Raw genomic sequence first — 15,099 nt, 5'->3', positions numbered from 1 at the left:
ACAGCGGCGCAGGGGGGTGTTTCATTTCTTCTTGACGTGGGTTTCCAGCTCGGAGAAGGTCGGTCGCACGTCGGCGAACAGCACCTTGCGGCCGAATTCGATGGCGGTCAGCGGCGCATAGCCCTGCATGCTGGAGAGCAGCGTGGTCTTGACGCAGAGCAGCTCCTTGCTGCCCTCTTCCATCTTCTGGTCCAGCAGCCCGCCCAGGGGTTCGAAGACACCATAGGCCAGCAGAATCCCGAGGAAGGTGCCGACCAGGGCCGAACCGATCATGCCGCCCAGCACCGCCGGCGGCTGGCCGACCGAGCCCATGGTGTTCACCACGCCCAACACGGCGGCCACGATGCCGAACGCCGGCAGGCCGCCGGCCAGCCGGCCGATGGCCGCCACGGGCGCATGGGCTTCCTGGTGGTGGGTTTCGATCTCGGCGTCCATCAGCGACTCGATCTCGTGCGCATTCAGGTTGCCCGAGACCATCATGCGCAGGTAGTCGGTGATGAACTCGACCACATGGTGGTCAGCGGAAATGGTCGGGTATTTCTTGAAGAGCGCGGACTCGTGCGGGTTCTCCACGTCCTGCTCGATGGCCATCAGGCCTTCCTTGCGCGCCTTCTGCAGGATGTCGAACAGCAGCGCGAGCAGTTCCATGTAGCGCGCCTTGGTGTAACGGCTGCCCTTGAAGCACTGGGCCAGGCCTTTGAACGAAGCCTTGACCACCTTCATCTGGTTGTTGATGAGGAAGGCGCCCAGGGCCGCGCCCAGGATGGTCGTCAGCTCGAAAGGCAGTGCCTTGAGCACGACACCGATGTTGCCTCCGTGGAATATGAATACCCCGAAGATGCAGACCATCGAAACGGCGAAACCAATGATGACGAACATGTTCTTGTGCCTGGAAGAGGACGCGGCACACAGGCGCACGCGTGACTTGAAGGGATGCGTTTTCTATCGGTCAACTCTAGGTCCGATTGAGGGTGGCCATAAACGCGAAATGGACCCGCATCGGGGTCCATTTCGGGGTTTGAGCAACCGGTCGCGGGCTCAGTGCAAGCGCAGTCCACCGTTGGCGGAGCCTTTGCCGGCGCGGGCCGGTGGCTGGCACAGACCGCAGACGAAATGGCGGTTTTCATAGGGCTCGGTGACGAAATGGCCACCGCAGCAGGAGCACTTGGTCAGCGTCAGCATGCCGTTGTCGACGAACTTCACCAGGCGCCAGGCGCGGGTGACGGAGAGCAGCGGCTCGATGGCGCTGGCCTGCATCTGTTCGCTGTACAGGCGGAAGGCCTTGATCACGGTGTCGATCTCTTCCAGTTCGCTGGTCTTGGAGAGGTATTCGTGGATGTTCAGGAACAGCGACGAGTGAATGTTGGGCTGCCAGGTCAGGAACCAGTCCGTCGAGAAGGGCAGCTGGCCCTTGGACGGCGACTTGCCGGCGACTTCCTTGTACAGGCGCAGCAGGCGTTCGTAGGACAGGCTGGTTTCGTACTCCAGCACCTGCAGGCGGGCGCCGAGCTGGATCAGGGCGACTGCGCGCTCGATGTCGCGCGACTCGTTGAGGATGCTCTTGCCTGCGGCCATGGTGGGCTCCTGGAGTGAAAACGGAGAAAGAGGGAAAAAAGAAGGAAACGGGGATCAGTGAGCGGCCATCGACTCGGCGAAACGGCCGGCCATCAGGATGCTGGCGTGCAGCTGGGTGGTGGTGGCGTTGTCCACCTTCTTCACGTTGTGGCTGGTCAGCAGGTTCCACACCAGGTCGTCGTCCACGCGGAAGCGGCACAGCAGCATGTTGCTGGAGGCGATCTTGAGCAGTTGGGCGGTGGACAGCATGCCCAGCAGGTCGGCGGCCTCTTCCGTCAGGCCCAGGCGGTACAGGGCTTCTGCACGGTCCTTGCGGATCAGGTTCTGCGCCAGCATGAGGTAGGTCAGGTTGGCTTCGCGGATTTCTGCCAGGAGTTGTTCGCTGTCCATGATGTGTTCCTTCTTTCAGTAAAGGCCGCTGTTTGTTGGGCCGATGGTTGAATTGTGTCGATCGGTAAAAAAACTTGAATCGGTAAATGGCTGTGCAACGTGTCAGGTGCACACCACCCCCTTGTAGGACAGACACCTACAACCTTGGTATTCAAAATGGCCTGACCCGTACAAGCGCCCCCGGCGAGAGAAAGCGCAAATCCAGAGGCGTCAAGGGTCCGGCTACGCCGGCCCAAGACACCGTCCCCCCTCCAAGCGCCAAAGGCGCGCAAGAGAGGGGGGAAGCCGCGCAGCGGCGCAGGGGGGAGCCCCGGTTAAACGACAAACTGGCGCCGAACGGCCCGGTTTATCCGCCCGTTGGCTGGCGCACAAACCTCAAGAATCTGGGCCTATCACCGAAATTGACTCAACGAACTTCCAAATGGGTTCGTCGTCCGGCCAAGCATGGCGGCGAGCAGCGACGGTGGGGGCCCGAGAGGGTCGCACGGCACAAGGGCATACCGGCCCTGGTACCGGTTCACTTTCCAGGACCATTTACAGGAGTTAGTTATGACCACCATCAACACGAACGTCATGTCGATGAATGCTCAGCGCAACCTGAGCAGCTCGGCCAGCTCGCTGGCCACCTCCATGCAGCGCCTGTCTTCCGGCCTGCGCGTCAACAGCGCCAAGGACGACGCCGCAGGCCTCGCCATTTCCGAGCGCATGAACACCCAGGTGCGCGGCCTCAGCGTCGCCGCCCGCAACGCCAACGACGGCATCTCCCTCGCCCAGACCGCCGAAGGCGCGCTGGGCAAGATCGGCGACATGCTGCAACGCATGCGCGAACTCGCCGTGCAGTCGGCCAACGCCTCCAACAACAGCAGCGACCGCACCGCACTGAACGCCGAAGTGACGCAGCTGCGCCAGGAAATCGACCGCGTCGCCAAGACCACCTCGTTCAACGGCACCAAGCTGCTCGACGGTTCCTTCGCCAACGCCACCTTCCAGGTCGGCGCCAACGCCGGCGAAGGCATCAGCATCGACAGCATCGTCAACTCCGACTCCGCCGCACTGGGCCAGACCTCGGTGCACGCCACGGCCGCCATCTCGGCACCGGCCACGCCCGTCGCACCCGCCGTGCTGGCCGCGATCCCCGCCGGTGGCGCCACGCCGCTGTCGATCAACGACGCCAACGGTGTTGCCGTCAACCTCGGCCCGATCGGCGAAGCCACCACGCAGGCCCAGCGCGCCGGCCAGGTGATCGACGCGATCAACGCCAAGTCCACCGACACCGGTGTGTTCGCCCGTCCGGTGTACACCGCCGGCGTGATGACCGGCTACGAAGTGTTCTCCGACCGTGCCCTCGTGGCCGGCGACTTCGGCAACTTCGCCGCCGGCACGACCGGCGCGGGTGCCGCCACCGCCGCCGCCGCCGACTCCTTCGTCGAAGACATCAACGTCAACTCCTTCGGTGACTCGCAGCTCGCGCTGCGCGTGATCGACAACGCGATCAACGCCGTGAACAGCTCGCGCGCGGACCTCGGTGCCCTGCAGAGCCGCTTCGAGAACGCCGTGGCCAACATCCAGATCACCGGCGAGAACATTTCCGCCGCCCGTGGCCGCATCGTCGACGCCGACTTCGCCAAGGAAACGTCGAACCTCTCGCGCGCACAGATCCTGCAGCAGGCCGGCACCGCCATGGTGGCGCAGGCCAACCAGATTCCTCAGGGGGTGCTCTCGCTGCTGCGTTCGTGACCGAACCCTCCGCACATCCGCAGGCGCCGTCAACGCGCGGCCTTGCGGGATGAGCGGGATGCACAGACCGCATGCCACCGCGTGCGGTGCGTCCATCCCGGACAGACCAACACCACGTGAACTGACATGGCAATCACCTCCACCGGCCTGGGCAGCGGCGTCGACATCCAGAGCATCGTCTCTCAGCTGGTCGCGCTCGAGCGCGGCGCGCTCAAGCCGCTGCAGACGCAGGCCACCAAGATCCAGAGCAAGATTTCTGTCATGGGCACGCTGAGCTCGATGATGACCGCGTTCGGTGAACTCGGCACCAAACTCGCCACCCCCAGCTCGTTCCAGGCCGTCAAGGGCAGTTCTTCCACCCCCACCGCCGTGGGCATCACCGTCGCCGCCGGCACGGCACCCACCTCGATGTCGATCGAGGTGCAGCAGCTGGCCCGGGCCCAATCCACGGCCTCGCTGGCGGTCCCCCGGGACACGGCGATGGGCGCGGGCAGCCTGCGGATCACGCTGGGCGACTGGAGCTCGGGCTCGTTCGTCGCCGGCGAAGCCGCCGCGGTGGACATCGACATCGTCGAGGGCGAAGACACCCTCACCCAGATCGCGGCCCGCATCAACACGGCCAACGCCGGCGTGACCGCCACCGTGCTGCGCGACGCCTCCGGCGAACGCCTGCTGATGCGCTCCCGCGAAACCGGCGAAGCCATGGGCTTCGAAATGCAGGTCACCGACGCCGATGGCGATCCCGCCTCGGGCCTCTCGCGCCTGGCGGTGCAGGGTGGCGTGGCCTCCGGCGTGCAGATCACGCACGGCGCGAACGCGCTGGCCACGCTCAACGGCATCGCCATCGAATCGACCAGCAACACGTTCGCCGACGGCATCCCCGGCGTCACGCTGCAGTTCTCGCAGGTCACCACCGCACCGGTCGAGGTCGCCGTGACGCTCGACAAGGAGGCGATGACCAAGACCATCCAGTCCTTCGTCGACGCGTACAACCAGCTCAACGACATGCTCACCAGCGTCACCGGCTACAACCCGGACACGAAGGTGGCGGGTTCGATGCAGGGCGACAGCACGGCGGTCGGCCTGCAGAACGCACTGCGCGGCATGATGCGCTCGTCCACCCCAGGAGGCGAGTTCACCACGCTGGCCGACATCGGCATCGAGATCAAGGCGGGCGGCAAGATGAGCATCAACACCACCCGGCTCAACACCGCGCTCGACAACCCCGAGGCGGTGCAGAACCTCTTCAACGCCGACCACATCAGCCCCACGGAACAAGGCTTCGGCGAGAAGCTCAAGGCCTTCGCCGAAGGCTTCTCGGGTGCCAGCGGCACGCTGACCTCGCGCACCGAATCGTTGCGCGCGGCGGCCACCCGCAACACCAAGGAACAGGACAAGGTGAACGAGCGCGCCACCCGCGCCGAAGCGCGTTACCTCAAGCAGTACAACGCGATGGACGCGATGGTGGGCCAGCTCAACTCGCTCAACGCCTTCGTCAGCCAACAAATCGCGCAGTGGAACAAGACGACATCTTGAACACCCCCCTGCGCCGCTTTGCGGACCCCCGCAGATTTTTCGCCCCACGACAAGCCCCGGCGCACCGCGACCGGGGCTTTTTTCTGTGCGGTTTGCCACGGCCTCGCGCGCGGCCTCTGGAAATGCTCAAGAAAACAGGGCAGGCACCGAAATAGGTTGCAACGAACTTCACTGAGGGTTCGTGGCCCGGGCAACCGGACAAGTCCATCAACCACTTGATCGCTCAACAGGAGTTAGTTATGACCACCATCAACACCAACGTCATGTCCATGACCGCCCAGCGCAACCTGGGCACCACCTCCAGCTCGCTGGCCACCTCCATGCAGCGCCTGTCCTCCGGCCTGCGCGTCAACAGCGCCAAGGACGACGCCGCCGGCCTCGCCATCTCCGAGCGCATGAACGCCCAGGTGCGCGGCCTCAGCGTCGCCGCACGCAATGCCAACGACGGCATCTCCCTCGCCCAGACCGCTGAAGGCGCCCTGGGCAAGGTCGGCGACATGCTCCAGCGCATGCGCGAACTCGCCGTGCAGTCGGCCAACGCCTCCAACAACAGCAGCGACCGCACCGCCCTGCAGGCCGAAGTGACCCAGCTGCGCTCGGAAATCGACCGCGTCGCCAAGACCACCTCCTTCAACGGCACCAAGCTGCTCGACGGCACCTTCGCCAACGCCACCTTCCAGGTCGGCGCCAACGCCGGTGAAGGCATCGCCATCGACTCCATCGTCTCCGCCGACTCCGCCTCCCTGGGCGACACCTCGCTGATCACCTCGGTCGGCACGATCACCACGACGGCCGGCGCCAACGCCGCCATCGACGCCGGCACGCTGTCGGTCAAGGGCGTGGACCTCGGCCCGATCGCCGCGGCCACCAGCGCCGCCCAGCGCACCACGCAAGTGATCGACGCGATCAATGCCCGCTCGTCGGACACCGGCGTCTTCGCCCGTGCCACCTACACCGCTGGCGCTGTCACCGGCTTCGAAGTGTTCTCGGAAGACGCCATCGCCGTGGCCGATTTCGGTGGCTTCACCGCCGCCGCCACCGGCACCGTGGCCGTGGGCGCAGCCGCCAGCAGCCAGCTCGAAGACATCAACGTCAACAGCTTCGGTGATGCCCAGAAGGCCCTGAAGGTGATCGACGCCGCGATCGACTCGATCAACAGCTCGCGCGCCGACCTGGGTGCCCTGCAGAGCCGCTTCGAGAACGCCGTGGCCAACATCCAGATCACCGGTGAGAACGTCGCCGCCGCACGTGGCCGCATCGTCGACGCCGACTTCGCCAAGGAAACGTCGAACCTCTCGCGCGCACAGATCCTGCAACAGGCCGGCACCGCCATGGTCGCCCAGGCCAACCAGGCTCAGCAAGGCGTGCTCTCGCTCCTGCGCTGATCGCACCCCGCGCATCGCCTCACAGGGCGGTGGCATGGCGCAAGCCGTGCCACCGCTTTTTTCATGGGCGGTTGTCTGGTGCCGACAGACGGGACTTGACACGACACACGGTCGCCATGCGGCGCTAAAGATTCTTCAAACCCCTCCGAAATTAGAAACAACGAACTTCTCCATGGGTTCGTGGCCTGGAGCCCTCCAGGCAGTCAGCCCGACCATTTCAACAGGAGTTAGTTATGACCACCATCAACACCAACGTCATGTCCATGACCGCCCAGCGCAACCTGGGCACCACCTCCAGCTCGCTGGCCACCTCCATGCAGCGCCTGTCCTCCGGCCTGCGCGTCAACAGCGCCAAGGACGACGCCGCCGGCCTCGCCATCTCCGAGCGCATGAACGCCCAGGTGCGCGGCCTCAGCGTCGCCGCACGCAACGCCAACGACGGCATCTCCCTCGCTCAGACCGCTGAAGGCGCCCTGGGCAAGGTCGGCGACATGCTCCAGCGCATGCGCGAACTGGCCGTGCAGTCGGCCAACGCCTCCAACAACACCAGCGACCGCACCGCCCTGCAGGCCGAAGTGACCCAACTGCGCCAGGAAATCGACCGCGTCGCCAAGACCACCTCCTTCAACGGCACCAAGCTGCTCGACGGCACCTTCGCCAACGCCACCTTCCAGGTCGGCGCCAACGCCGGTGAAGGCATCGCCATCGACTCCATCGTCTCCGCCAACTCGTCTTCCCTGGGCCAGCTGACCGCCACCGAACACTTCGTGGCCACCGTGGCAGCCCCCACCACCGCAGCCAACGCGGCGATCCCCGCTGGCACGGCAGGCTGGACCATCAACGACGCCAACGGCAACGCCGTGGCCCTGGGCGCCATCGCCGCATCGACCTCGGCCGCGCAACGCACGACGCAAGTGGTGGACGCGATCAACGCACGCTCGGCCGACACCGGCGTGTTCGCCCGCGAACTGGCTGCAGGTGGCTACGAGATCTTCTCCAGCCGCGACCTGGCCGCAGGTGACTTCGGTGCCGCCTTCACCGCCGCCACCACCGGCGACCCTGGTGACACCGCACCGCCCGCCACGCTGGCCACGCTGGCCGACATCAACGTGAACAGCTTCGGCGACGCCCAGCTCTCGCTGCAAGTGATCGACAAGGCCATCGACGCCATCAACAGTTCGCGCGCCGACCTCGGTGCCCTGCAGAGCCGCTTCGAGAACGCCGTGGCCAACATCCAGATCACCGGCGAGAACGTCGCTGCCGCCCGTGGCCGCATCGTCGACGCCGACTTCGCCAAGGAAACCTCGAACCTCTCGCGCGCCCAGATCCTGCAGCAGGCCGGCACCGCCATGGTCGCCCAGGCCAACCAGGCTCAGCAAGGCGTGCTCTCGCTCTTGCGCTGATCGCACCCCGCGCATCGCCTCACAGGGCGGTGGCATGGCGCAAGCCGTGTCACCGCCCTTTTTTCATGGGCGGCGTGGGATCACGGACCCTGCGCGCGATGGCGATTGAAGACTAAAGATTCTCGCGACAGCACCGAAAACAAGAGCAACGAACTTCTCCATGGGTTCGTGGCCCGGGTGATCCGGGCAGACAGCCCAACCACCTCACAGGAGTTAGCCATGACCACCATCAACACCAACGTCATGTCCATGACCGCCCAGCGCAACCTGGGCACCACCTCCAGCTCGCTGGCCACCTCCATGCAGCGCCTGTCTTCCGGCCTGCGCGTCAACAGCGCCAAGGACGACGCCGCAGGCCTCGCCATCTCCGAGCGCATGAACGCCCAGGTGCGTGGCCTCAGCGTCGCCGCACGCAACGCCAACGACGGCATCTCCCTCGCCCAGACCGCTGAAGGCGCCCTGGGCAAGGTCGGCGACATGCTCCAGCGCATGCGCGAACTGGCCGTGCAGTCGGCCAACGCCTCCAACAACAGCAGCGACCGCACCGCCCTGCAGGCCGAAGTGACCCAGCTGCGCCAGGAAATCGACCGCGTCGCCAAGACCACCTCCTTCAACGGCACCAAGCTGCTCGACGGCACCTTCGCCAACGCCACCTTCCAGGTCGGCGCCAACGCCGGTGAAGGCATCGCCATCGACTCCATCGTGTCGGCCAGCTCCGCCACGCTGGGCCAGCTGGGCGATACCGATCTCTTCGTTTCCAACGTCACCCACGGTGCCGACGGCGCGATGGCGGCCCTGGACGCTGGCGACCTCGTGATCAGCGGTGTGGAACTGGGCCCGATCGCCGCGGCCACCACCGGCGCGCAGCGCTCGCAGCAGGTCGTGGACGCGGTGAACGCCCGCTCGTCCGACACCGGCATCTTCGCCCGCATGACCGACACCGGCTACCAGCTGTTCAGCGCAACCGACTTCGATGACGGCGCCTTCACCGGCGGTTGGGCCGACGACGTCACCGGCGCTGCCGTGCCCGCCGACGCCGCCCCGCTGGCTGCCGCCGACCGCGCCACCCTGGGCAACATCAATGTGAACAGCTTCGGCGACGCCCAGCTCTCGCTGCAGGTGATCGACGCCGCGATCAACTCGATCAACAGCTCGCGCGCCGACCTCGGTGCCCTGCAGAGCCGCTTCGAGAACGCCGTGGCCAACATCCAGATCACCGGTGAGAACGTCGCCGCCGCACGTGGCCGCATCGTCGACGCCGACTTCGCCAAGGAAACGTCGAACCTCTCGCGCGCACAGATCCTGCAGCAGGCCGGCACCGCCATGGTCGCCCAGGCCAACCAGGCTCAGCAAGGCGTGCTTTCGCTCCTGCGCTGATCACGCTGCAGGCATCGCCTGCACGATGGGGCGGTTGCGCGGCCAAGGCCGTGCACCGCCCTTTTTCTTACCCGCTTGAAGCGGCGCTTGCGCCGGTGCATTGGAGTCCTTCATGACCACCATCAACACCAACGTCATGTCCATGACCGCCCAGCGCAACCTGGGCACCACCTCCAGCTCGCTGGCCACCTCCATGCAGCGCCTGTCCTCCGGCCTGCGCGTCAACAGCGCCAAGGACGACGCCGCCGGCCTCGCCATCTCCGAGCGCATGAACGCCCAGGTGCGCGGCCTCAGCGTCGCCGCACGCAACGCCAACGACGGCATCTCCCTCGCCCAGACCGCCGAGGGCGCGCTGGGCAAGGTCGGCGACATGCTGCAACGCATGCGCGAACTGGCCGTGCAGTCGGCCAACGCCTCCAACAACAGCAGCGACCGCACCGCCCTGCAGGCCGAAGTGACCCAGCTGCGCCAGGAAATCGACCGCGTCGCCAAGACCACTTCCTTCAACGGCACCAAGCTGCTCGACGGCACCTTCGCCAACGCCACCTTCCAGGTCGGCGCCAACGCCGGCGAGTCGATCTCTGTTCAGGGCACGGCCGACGTGCGCGCCGAGAGCGTCGGGAGCGCCACCTTCCTCACCACGACGGGAATGGCCTGGGCCGCAGGAACGGCCACCTCGGCGGGCACCATCACCGGCATATCGGTGACCGGCCCGAGGGGAAACATCATCCCGGTGGGGGATGTGGAAGTTGCGCTGGGGGACACGGCAGCGCAAGTCACGAAAAAGATGGAGGCAGCCTTCAACGCCGCCACCGCCGACACCGGGCTGGTCGCGCGCGCGGTCGCGGGTACCGCCCAGATGTCGCTCGACTCCGTCACAGAATGGGTGGACGGCAGCGGCGCTGCAGCGGGCTTCAACATCAACGGGGGGACCAGCAGCGCCGCAGGTGTCAGCACCTTTGGCTTGACTGGTGGCCCCGCAGCTTCCTGGGTCCACCGGCTGGAAGACCTGGACGTCAGCACCGTGATCGGCTCAGGCCAGGCGATCACGATCGCCGACAAAGCCATCACCACCATCAACTCGGCTCGCGCCGACCTGGGAGCCCTGCAGAGCCGCTTCGAGAACGCCGTGGCCAACATCCAGATCACCGGCGAGAACATCTCCGCCGCCCGTGGCCGCATCGTCGACGCCGACTTCGCCAAGGAAACGTCGAACCTCTCGCGCGCACAGATCCTGCAGCAGGCCGGCACCGCCATGGTCGCCCAGGCCAACCAGGCCCAGCAGGGCGTGCTTTCGCTGCTGCGCTGATCGCGTTTCGCGCCACATCGCCTCACGGGCGGTGGCATGGCAACTGCCGTGCCACCGCCCTTTTCCTTTTGGCCCGCTTTTCGGCCCTTCAATCCGGGCGCCAGGGCTCAAGATTCGGGTCACCGAACCGAAACATCCATGCATCAGGCCCCAAAGGGCCAGCGCCCGGAAAAATGTTCACTAAAGGATGTAAAGCATGAACTTCACCCGCCAAATGGAGCCGCTCATGCCTACAGTCCGCCCGCTGAGTGCCGATACAGAGAGGTATCAGACCTCAGGAACCCAAGCCATGTTCACCTCCGTCAACACCCGCGCAGCTTCCACCTACAAACGTGTGGCCGTCGATACCGGCGTGCAGACCGCCGACCCGCACCAGCTGGTCAGCCTGCTGTTCGACGCGTTGATCCAGAGCCTGAACCTGGCCCGTGGCGCGATGGAGCGCCGCGACGTGGCCAGCAAGGGCGCGGCCATCGGCAAGGCGATCCGGATCATGGAGGAAGGCCTCAAGGCCGGCCTGAATCTGCAAGAGGGCGGGGAACTCGCCGCCAACCTCAAGGGGCTGTACGAATACAGCGTGCAGCGCCTCACCCTGGCCAATCTGCGCAACGAAGTGGCCCCCATCCACGAGGTCCTGAACCTCATCGAGCCGCTGGCGGACTCCTGGAAACAGATCCGCGCCGGCGCCCTCCAGGGAGCCTGACATGGAGCACCACCTTTTGGACTACTACAAAGCCATCGAGAAAACCAGCCAGCAGATGCTGGAAGCCGCACAGACCGAGAACTGGGACCAGGTGGTGCGTCTGGAAGGCGCCTGCGCCGTGCTGATCGCCCAGCTGCGCCACAAGTCGAACACCGAACAGCTCGATGCCGATCAGCGCAAGGAAAAGACGAAGATCATGCAGCGCATCCTGCGCATCGACGCCGAGATCCGCAACCTGGCCGAACCCTGGCTGAACGACCTGGCGCAGATGTTCGACAAGAGCAGCCCCGCCCCGATGCACTGAGTGACCGGGTCACGGAGCGAGAAGATTGAAAACCAGAGATACCGCGGAACCGGCTTTGCCGGGCCGCAGGTATCGCCCCTGGAAGGGGGATGCGGCCACACGCAGTGAGCAAGCAACGGGGTGGAACCCGTGCTAGACGCTCATGTTCATGATGTCGGAATAGGCCTGGACCATCCGGTTGCGCACATGCAGCGTGGCCTGGAAGCCAACCTGGGCCTTCTGCATCGCCAGCATGGTCTCTTCCAGGCTGACCTTGGGGTCGCCCAGCTGAACCTGGGTCTGCAGTTTGGAAGCGGCTTCCTGCGACGCGCTGACTTCCTTCAGCGCCGACTTGAAGTTGGCCGCGAAGCCCGATTCGGCGCCACCCACGGCGCCCGGGCGCTTGAGGGCGGACTGGCCGATGCCGTTGAGGCCCTGGCTGCTGAGAGGGGAAATGCGCATGTCCATGGCGGACTCCTTCGACGAGATATGACGCCCTGATGCTAGAGGGCGCCCCGAGCCCAAGGGACGGGAATAAAGGCACAAACCCCCGCCTTTTCATGGCTATGGCGAGGGGGCCGGGACCGAATAATCGACTGCAACAGGGTGTATCCCCCCCTGGCGTCGATCACTTACCGAGTCCCGAATCCCATGAGCACCACCGCCGTTGCCGAACTGGATATCACACCGACCGCAAAAAACCGCAGTGCGTTCGGTGATGGCTTCGCGCGCATGGACCAGGGGCAGAAGATCAAGCTCGGTCTGGGCGCCCTGGCGCTGCTGGCGATCGCCCTGGCCTTCTTCTTCATGGGCCGCCAGCCGGAATGGCGCGTGCTCTATGCCAACCTGGGCGACAAGGACGGTGGCGCCATCGTGGCCCAGCTCTCCCAGATGAACGTGCCCTACAAGCACGCCGAAGGCGGCCAGGCCATCATGGTGCCGGCCGACAAGGTGCACGACACGCGCCTGCGCCTGGCCTCGCAAGGCCTGCCCAAGGGTTCGGTCACCGGCTTCGAGATCATGGAAGCCAACCGCTTCGGCATGACCCAGTTCCAGGAACGCCTGACCTTCCAGCGCGGCCTCGAAGGCGAGCTCACCCGCTCGATCCAGTCGCTGTCCTCGGTGCAGAGCGCCCGCGTGCACCTGGCCCTGCCCAACCAGAACGGTTTCTTCCGCGAGCAGCAGAAGCCCAGCGCCTCGGTGCTGCTCAGCCTGCACCCCGGCCGCACACTGGACCGCGCCCAGGTGGCTGGCATCGTGCACCTGGTGGCCTCCAGCGTGCCCGAGATGAACCCCAAGGCGGTGAGCATCGTCGACGACGCCGGCACCCTGCTCTCCAGCCCGCCCGATGGCCAGTCCCAGGGCGTGGACACGCAGAAGCTGCAGTACGTGCAACAGCTCGAACAGCTCTACACCCGCCGCATCATGGACATGCTCGAGCCGCTGGTGGGCCGCAACAACGTGAAGGCGCAGGTGAGTGCCGAGGTGGATTTCTCGCAGGTCGAATCCACCAGCGAACAGCACCGCCCGAACCAGGGCCCGGACGCGCCGGCCGCCGTGCGCAGCCAGCAGATGGTGGAAGACGGCAGCGGCCCGCGTGCCCAGCCGTCGGGCGTTCCCGGTGCGGTGAGCAACCAGCCGCCGGCCACCGGCACCTCGCCCATCAACGGCGCCGCCGCCCCCGTGGGCGTGAACAGCGGCCAGGGCACCACCCAGGCCGGCAGCTCGCGCCGCGAATCGGTGGTGAACTACGAAGTCGACAAGACGGTCAAGGTGGTGCGCGAGTCCACCGGCCAGATCAAGCGCCTGAGCGCCGCAGTGGTGCTCAACCACCGCACCACGGTGGACAAGGCCGGCAAGGAAACCACCACGCCGATTCCCCCGCAGCAACTGGAACAGATGACCGCCCTGGTGCGCGAGACCATCGGTTTCAGCAGCGACCGCGGCGACTCGGTGAACGTGGTCAACGCCGCCTTCAACGTCGAGAAGCCGATCGAAGCCGACGCCCTGCCCTGGTGGCAGCAGTCCGACAATCAGGAGCTGCTGCGCAGCCTGGCCTGGCCGCTGGGCATGGTCGCCCTGGGCCTGGTGGTGCTCATGGGCATGGTGCGCCCCGGCCTCAAGCTGATGAAGACGCCGCCCCAGCGCCTGGAGGCCACGCAGGTCCAGCCGCTGAGCGCGGTGCTCAACGAAACGCCCGACCGCCCCGGCCTGCCGATGCCTGGCGCGTCGGCCGAAGTCACCCCCGAAACGCAGCGCCTGGCCGACGCCAAGCGCCTGGCCCTCGAGAACCCGGCCGCCGTGGCCAACATCGTGAAAGGCTGGGTGAACGGCGAAGCACCCGCCTGACCCACCCCACGCACACCACCGAGAGACCCCCCATGGAAGACCAGGGAATCCAGGACGCCGCCATCTTTCTCATGTCGCTGGGCGAAGAGGAAGCGGCCGAGGTGTTCAAGCACCTCAGCCCGAAGGAGGTGCAGAAGCTCGGCGAGACCATCGCCAAGACGCGCGCGGTGTCGCACGAGCGCGTAGACCAGGTGATGCAGAAGTTCGCCACCGAAGCCTCCTCGCAGAGCCTGCTGGTGTCCGACACCGACAACTATGTGCGCGCCGTGCTCAAGCGCGCGCTGGGCGACGACAAGGCTTCGCTGCTGATCGACCGCATCCTGCAGGGCGGGGACGTCTCGGGCATCGAGAGCCTGAAGTGGATGGACCCGCTGTCCATCGCCGAACTGCTGCGCAACGAACATCCCCAGATCGTGGCCGCCATCCTGGTGCACCTCGAATCCGACCAGACCGCCGGCGTGCTCAAGAACTTCACCGAACGCACCCGCAACGAGGTGATGCTGCGCATCGCCACCCTCGAAGGCATCCAGCCGACCGCGCTGAAAGACCTCAACGAGGTGCTCTACAAGGTGCTGGCCGGCGGCGACAAGATCCGCAAGACCTCCATGGGCGGCGTGAAGACCGCGGCCGAAATCATCAACATGATGGGCACCCAGATCGAAACCTCGGTGATCGAGTCGATCCGCGAATTCGATTCCGACCTCGCCCAGAAGATCATGGACAAGATGTTCACCTTCGAGGACCTGCTCAAGCTTGACGGCAAGTCGGTGCAGATGGTGCTCAAGGAAGTGGCCACCGACTCGCTGGTCATCGCGCTCAAGGGCGCCAGCAGCGAGTTGCGCGATCTGGTGCTGGGCAACATGTCCAGCCGCGCGGCCGAAGCGTTGCGCGAGGACCTGGAATCGCGTGGTCCCGTGCGCCTGTCGGAGGTGGAGGCGCAGCAGAAGGAAATCCTCAAGGTCGTGCGCCGCCTCTCCGACGAGGGTCAGATCGTGATCATGGGCGGCGGCGAAGAAGAAGCGTTTGTATGAACACCCCCCTGCGCCGCTGCGCGG

Annotated in this window: 14 protein-coding genes; 10 read left to right on the top strand and 4 right to left on the bottom strand. The window is 65.8% G+C overall.

The window, feature by feature from the left end:
• Positions 1-21: 21 nt before the first annotated feature.
• The 3 genes from motA to flhD form a co-directional block, all read right to left on the bottom strand.
• Positions 22-879 carry a flagellar motor stator protein MotA gene (gene motA, locus J2X09_RS10355; RefSeq protein WP_204733347.1) on the bottom strand — a complete coding sequence of 286 codons (858 nt, stop codon included), beginning with the start codon at positions 877-879 and terminating at the stop codon, positions 22-24.
• Between the two features lie 159 nt (positions 880-1,038).
• Positions 1,039-1,575 (bottom strand): flagellar transcriptional regulator FlhC, encoded by a 537-nt coding sequence (gene flhC / locus J2X09_RS10350; RefSeq protein ID WP_204733346.1) that lies wholly within the window; start codon positions 1,573-1,575, stop codon positions 1,039-1,041.
• A gap of 54 nt (positions 1,576-1,629) precedes the next feature.
• Positions 1,630-1,965: a flagellar transcriptional regulator FlhD gene (gene flhD, locus J2X09_RS10345; RefSeq protein WP_204733345.1), complete on the bottom strand. Its 336-nt coding sequence runs from the start codon at positions 1,963-1,965 to the stop codon at positions 1,630-1,632.
• A gap of 549 nt (positions 1,966-2,514) precedes the next feature.
• Here flhD and J2X09_RS10340 point away from each other — a divergent pair.
• The 8 genes from J2X09_RS10340 (at position 2,515) to J2X09_RS10305 (ending at position 11,716) form a co-directional block, all read left to right on the top strand.
• Positions 2,515-3,702 (top strand): flagellin, encoded by a 1,188-nt coding sequence (locus tag J2X09_RS10340; RefSeq protein ID WP_204733344.1) that lies wholly within the window; start codon positions 2,515-2,517, stop codon positions 3,700-3,702.
• Positions 3,703-3,828: 126 nt separating this feature from the next.
• The gene (gene fliD / locus J2X09_RS10335; RefSeq protein WP_204733343.1) at positions 3,829-5,238 is read left to right on the top strand and encodes a flagellar filament capping protein FliD; all 1,410 of its coding nucleotides are present in this window, start codon (positions 3,829-3,831) and stop codon (positions 5,236-5,238) included.
• A gap of 239 nt (positions 5,239-5,477) precedes the next feature.
• On the top strand, positions 5,478-6,623 hold the full coding sequence (locus J2X09_RS10330) for a flagellin (RefSeq protein WP_204733342.1): 1,146 nt from the start codon (positions 5,478-5,480) through the stop codon (positions 6,621-6,623).
• 233 nt (positions 6,624-6,856) lie between these two features.
• Positions 6,857-8,026, top strand: a complete 1,170-nt coding sequence (locus J2X09_RS10325) for a flagellin (RefSeq protein ID WP_204733341.1) — start codon at positions 6,857-6,859, stop codon at positions 8,024-8,026.
• A 219-nt stretch (positions 8,027-8,245) separates the two neighbouring features.
• A complete protein-coding gene (locus tag J2X09_RS10320; protein ID WP_204733340.1) occupies positions 8,246-9,403 on the top strand; it encodes a flagellin in 1,158 nt (385 codons plus the stop codon).
• Positions 9,404-9,515: 112 nt separating this feature from the next.
• Positions 9,516-10,712, top strand: coding sequence for a flagellin (locus J2X09_RS10315; protein ID WP_204733339.1), 1,197 nt, complete (start codon positions 9,516-9,518; stop codon positions 10,710-10,712).
• A gap of 289 nt (positions 10,713-11,001) precedes the next feature.
• Positions 11,002-11,412 (top strand): flagellar export chaperone FliS, encoded by a 411-nt coding sequence (fliS, locus tag J2X09_RS10310; RefSeq protein ID WP_204733338.1) that lies wholly within the window; start codon positions 11,002-11,004, stop codon positions 11,410-11,412.
• Between the two features lies 1 nt (position 11,413).
• The gene (locus J2X09_RS10305; RefSeq protein WP_204733337.1) at positions 11,414-11,716 is read left to right on the top strand and encodes a flagellar protein FliT; all 303 of its coding nucleotides are present in this window, start codon (positions 11,414-11,416) and stop codon (positions 11,714-11,716) included.
• 132 nt (positions 11,717-11,848) lie between these two features.
• On the opposite strand, the gene fliE is transcribed toward J2X09_RS10305, so the two are convergent.
• Positions 11,849-12,163 carry a flagellar hook-basal body complex protein FliE gene (gene fliE / locus J2X09_RS10300; protein WP_204733336.1) on the bottom strand — a complete coding sequence of 105 codons (315 nt, stop codon included), beginning with the start codon at positions 12,161-12,163 and terminating at the stop codon, positions 11,849-11,851.
• Positions 12,164-12,346: 183 nt separating this feature from the next.
• On the opposite strand from fliE, the gene fliF reads away from it, so the two are divergent.
• Together fliF and fliG are read left to right on the top strand one after the other, a co-directional pair.
• Positions 12,347-14,044 (top strand): flagellar basal-body MS-ring/collar protein FliF, encoded by a 1,698-nt coding sequence (gene fliF / locus J2X09_RS10295; RefSeq protein WP_204733335.1) that lies wholly within the window; start codon positions 12,347-12,349, stop codon positions 14,042-14,044.
• 32 nt (positions 14,045-14,076) lie between these two features.
• Positions 14,077-15,075, top strand: a complete 999-nt coding sequence (gene fliG, locus J2X09_RS10290) for a flagellar motor switch protein FliG (RefSeq protein ID WP_204733334.1) — start codon at positions 14,077-14,079, stop codon at positions 15,073-15,075.
• Positions 15,076-15,099: the final 24 nt, after the last annotated feature.

Source organism: Hydrogenophaga laconesensis (assembly GCF_031457235.1).
GTDB classification, from domain to species: domain Bacteria; phylum Pseudomonadota; class Gammaproteobacteria; order Burkholderiales; family Burkholderiaceae_C; genus Hydrogenophaga; species Hydrogenophaga laconesensis.
This window is presented reverse-complemented; position numbering and strand designations above follow the sequence as displayed.

Bases quoted from the DNA above. Each gene is read 5' to 3' on its own strand.
- motA (WP_204733347.1), bottom strand. From the start codon at position 879: ATGTTCGTCATCATTGGTTTCGCCGTTTCGATGGTCTGCATCTTCGGG.
- flhC (WP_204733346.1), bottom strand. From the start codon at position 1,575: ATGGCCGCAGGCAAGAGCATCCTCAACGAGTCGCGCGACATCGAGCGC.
- flhD (WP_204733345.1), bottom strand. From the start codon at position 1,965: ATGGACAGCGAACAACTCCTGGCAGAAATCCGCGAAGCCAACCTGACC.
- J2X09_RS10340 (WP_204733344.1), top strand. From the start codon at position 2,515: ATGACCACCATCAACACGAACGTCATGTCGATGAATGCTCAGCGCAAC.
- fliD (WP_204733343.1), top strand. From the start codon at position 3,829: ATGGCAATCACCTCCACCGGCCTGGGCAGCGGCGTCGACATCCAGAGC.
- J2X09_RS10330 (WP_204733342.1), top strand. From the start codon at position 5,478: ATGACCACCATCAACACCAACGTCATGTCCATGACCGCCCAGCGCAAC.
- J2X09_RS10325 (WP_204733341.1), top strand. From the start codon at position 6,857: ATGACCACCATCAACACCAACGTCATGTCCATGACCGCCCAGCGCAAC.
- J2X09_RS10320 (WP_204733340.1), top strand. From the start codon at position 8,246: ATGACCACCATCAACACCAACGTCATGTCCATGACCGCCCAGCGCAAC.
- J2X09_RS10315 (WP_204733339.1), top strand. From the start codon at position 9,516: ATGACCACCATCAACACCAACGTCATGTCCATGACCGCCCAGCGCAAC.
- fliS (WP_204733338.1), top strand. From the start codon at position 11,002: ATGTTCACCTCCGTCAACACCCGCGCAGCTTCCACCTACAAACGTGTG.
- J2X09_RS10305 (WP_204733337.1), top strand. From the start codon at position 11,414: ATGGAGCACCACCTTTTGGACTACTACAAAGCCATCGAGAAAACCAGC.
- fliE (WP_204733336.1), bottom strand. From the start codon at position 12,163: ATGGACATGCGCATTTCCCCTCTCAGCAGCCAGGGCCTCAACGGCATC.
- fliF (WP_204733335.1), top strand. From the start codon at position 12,347: ATGAGCACCACCGCCGTTGCCGAACTGGATATCACACCGACCGCAAAA.
- fliG (WP_204733334.1), top strand. From the start codon at position 14,077: ATGGAAGACCAGGGAATCCAGGACGCCGCCATCTTTCTCATGTCGCTG.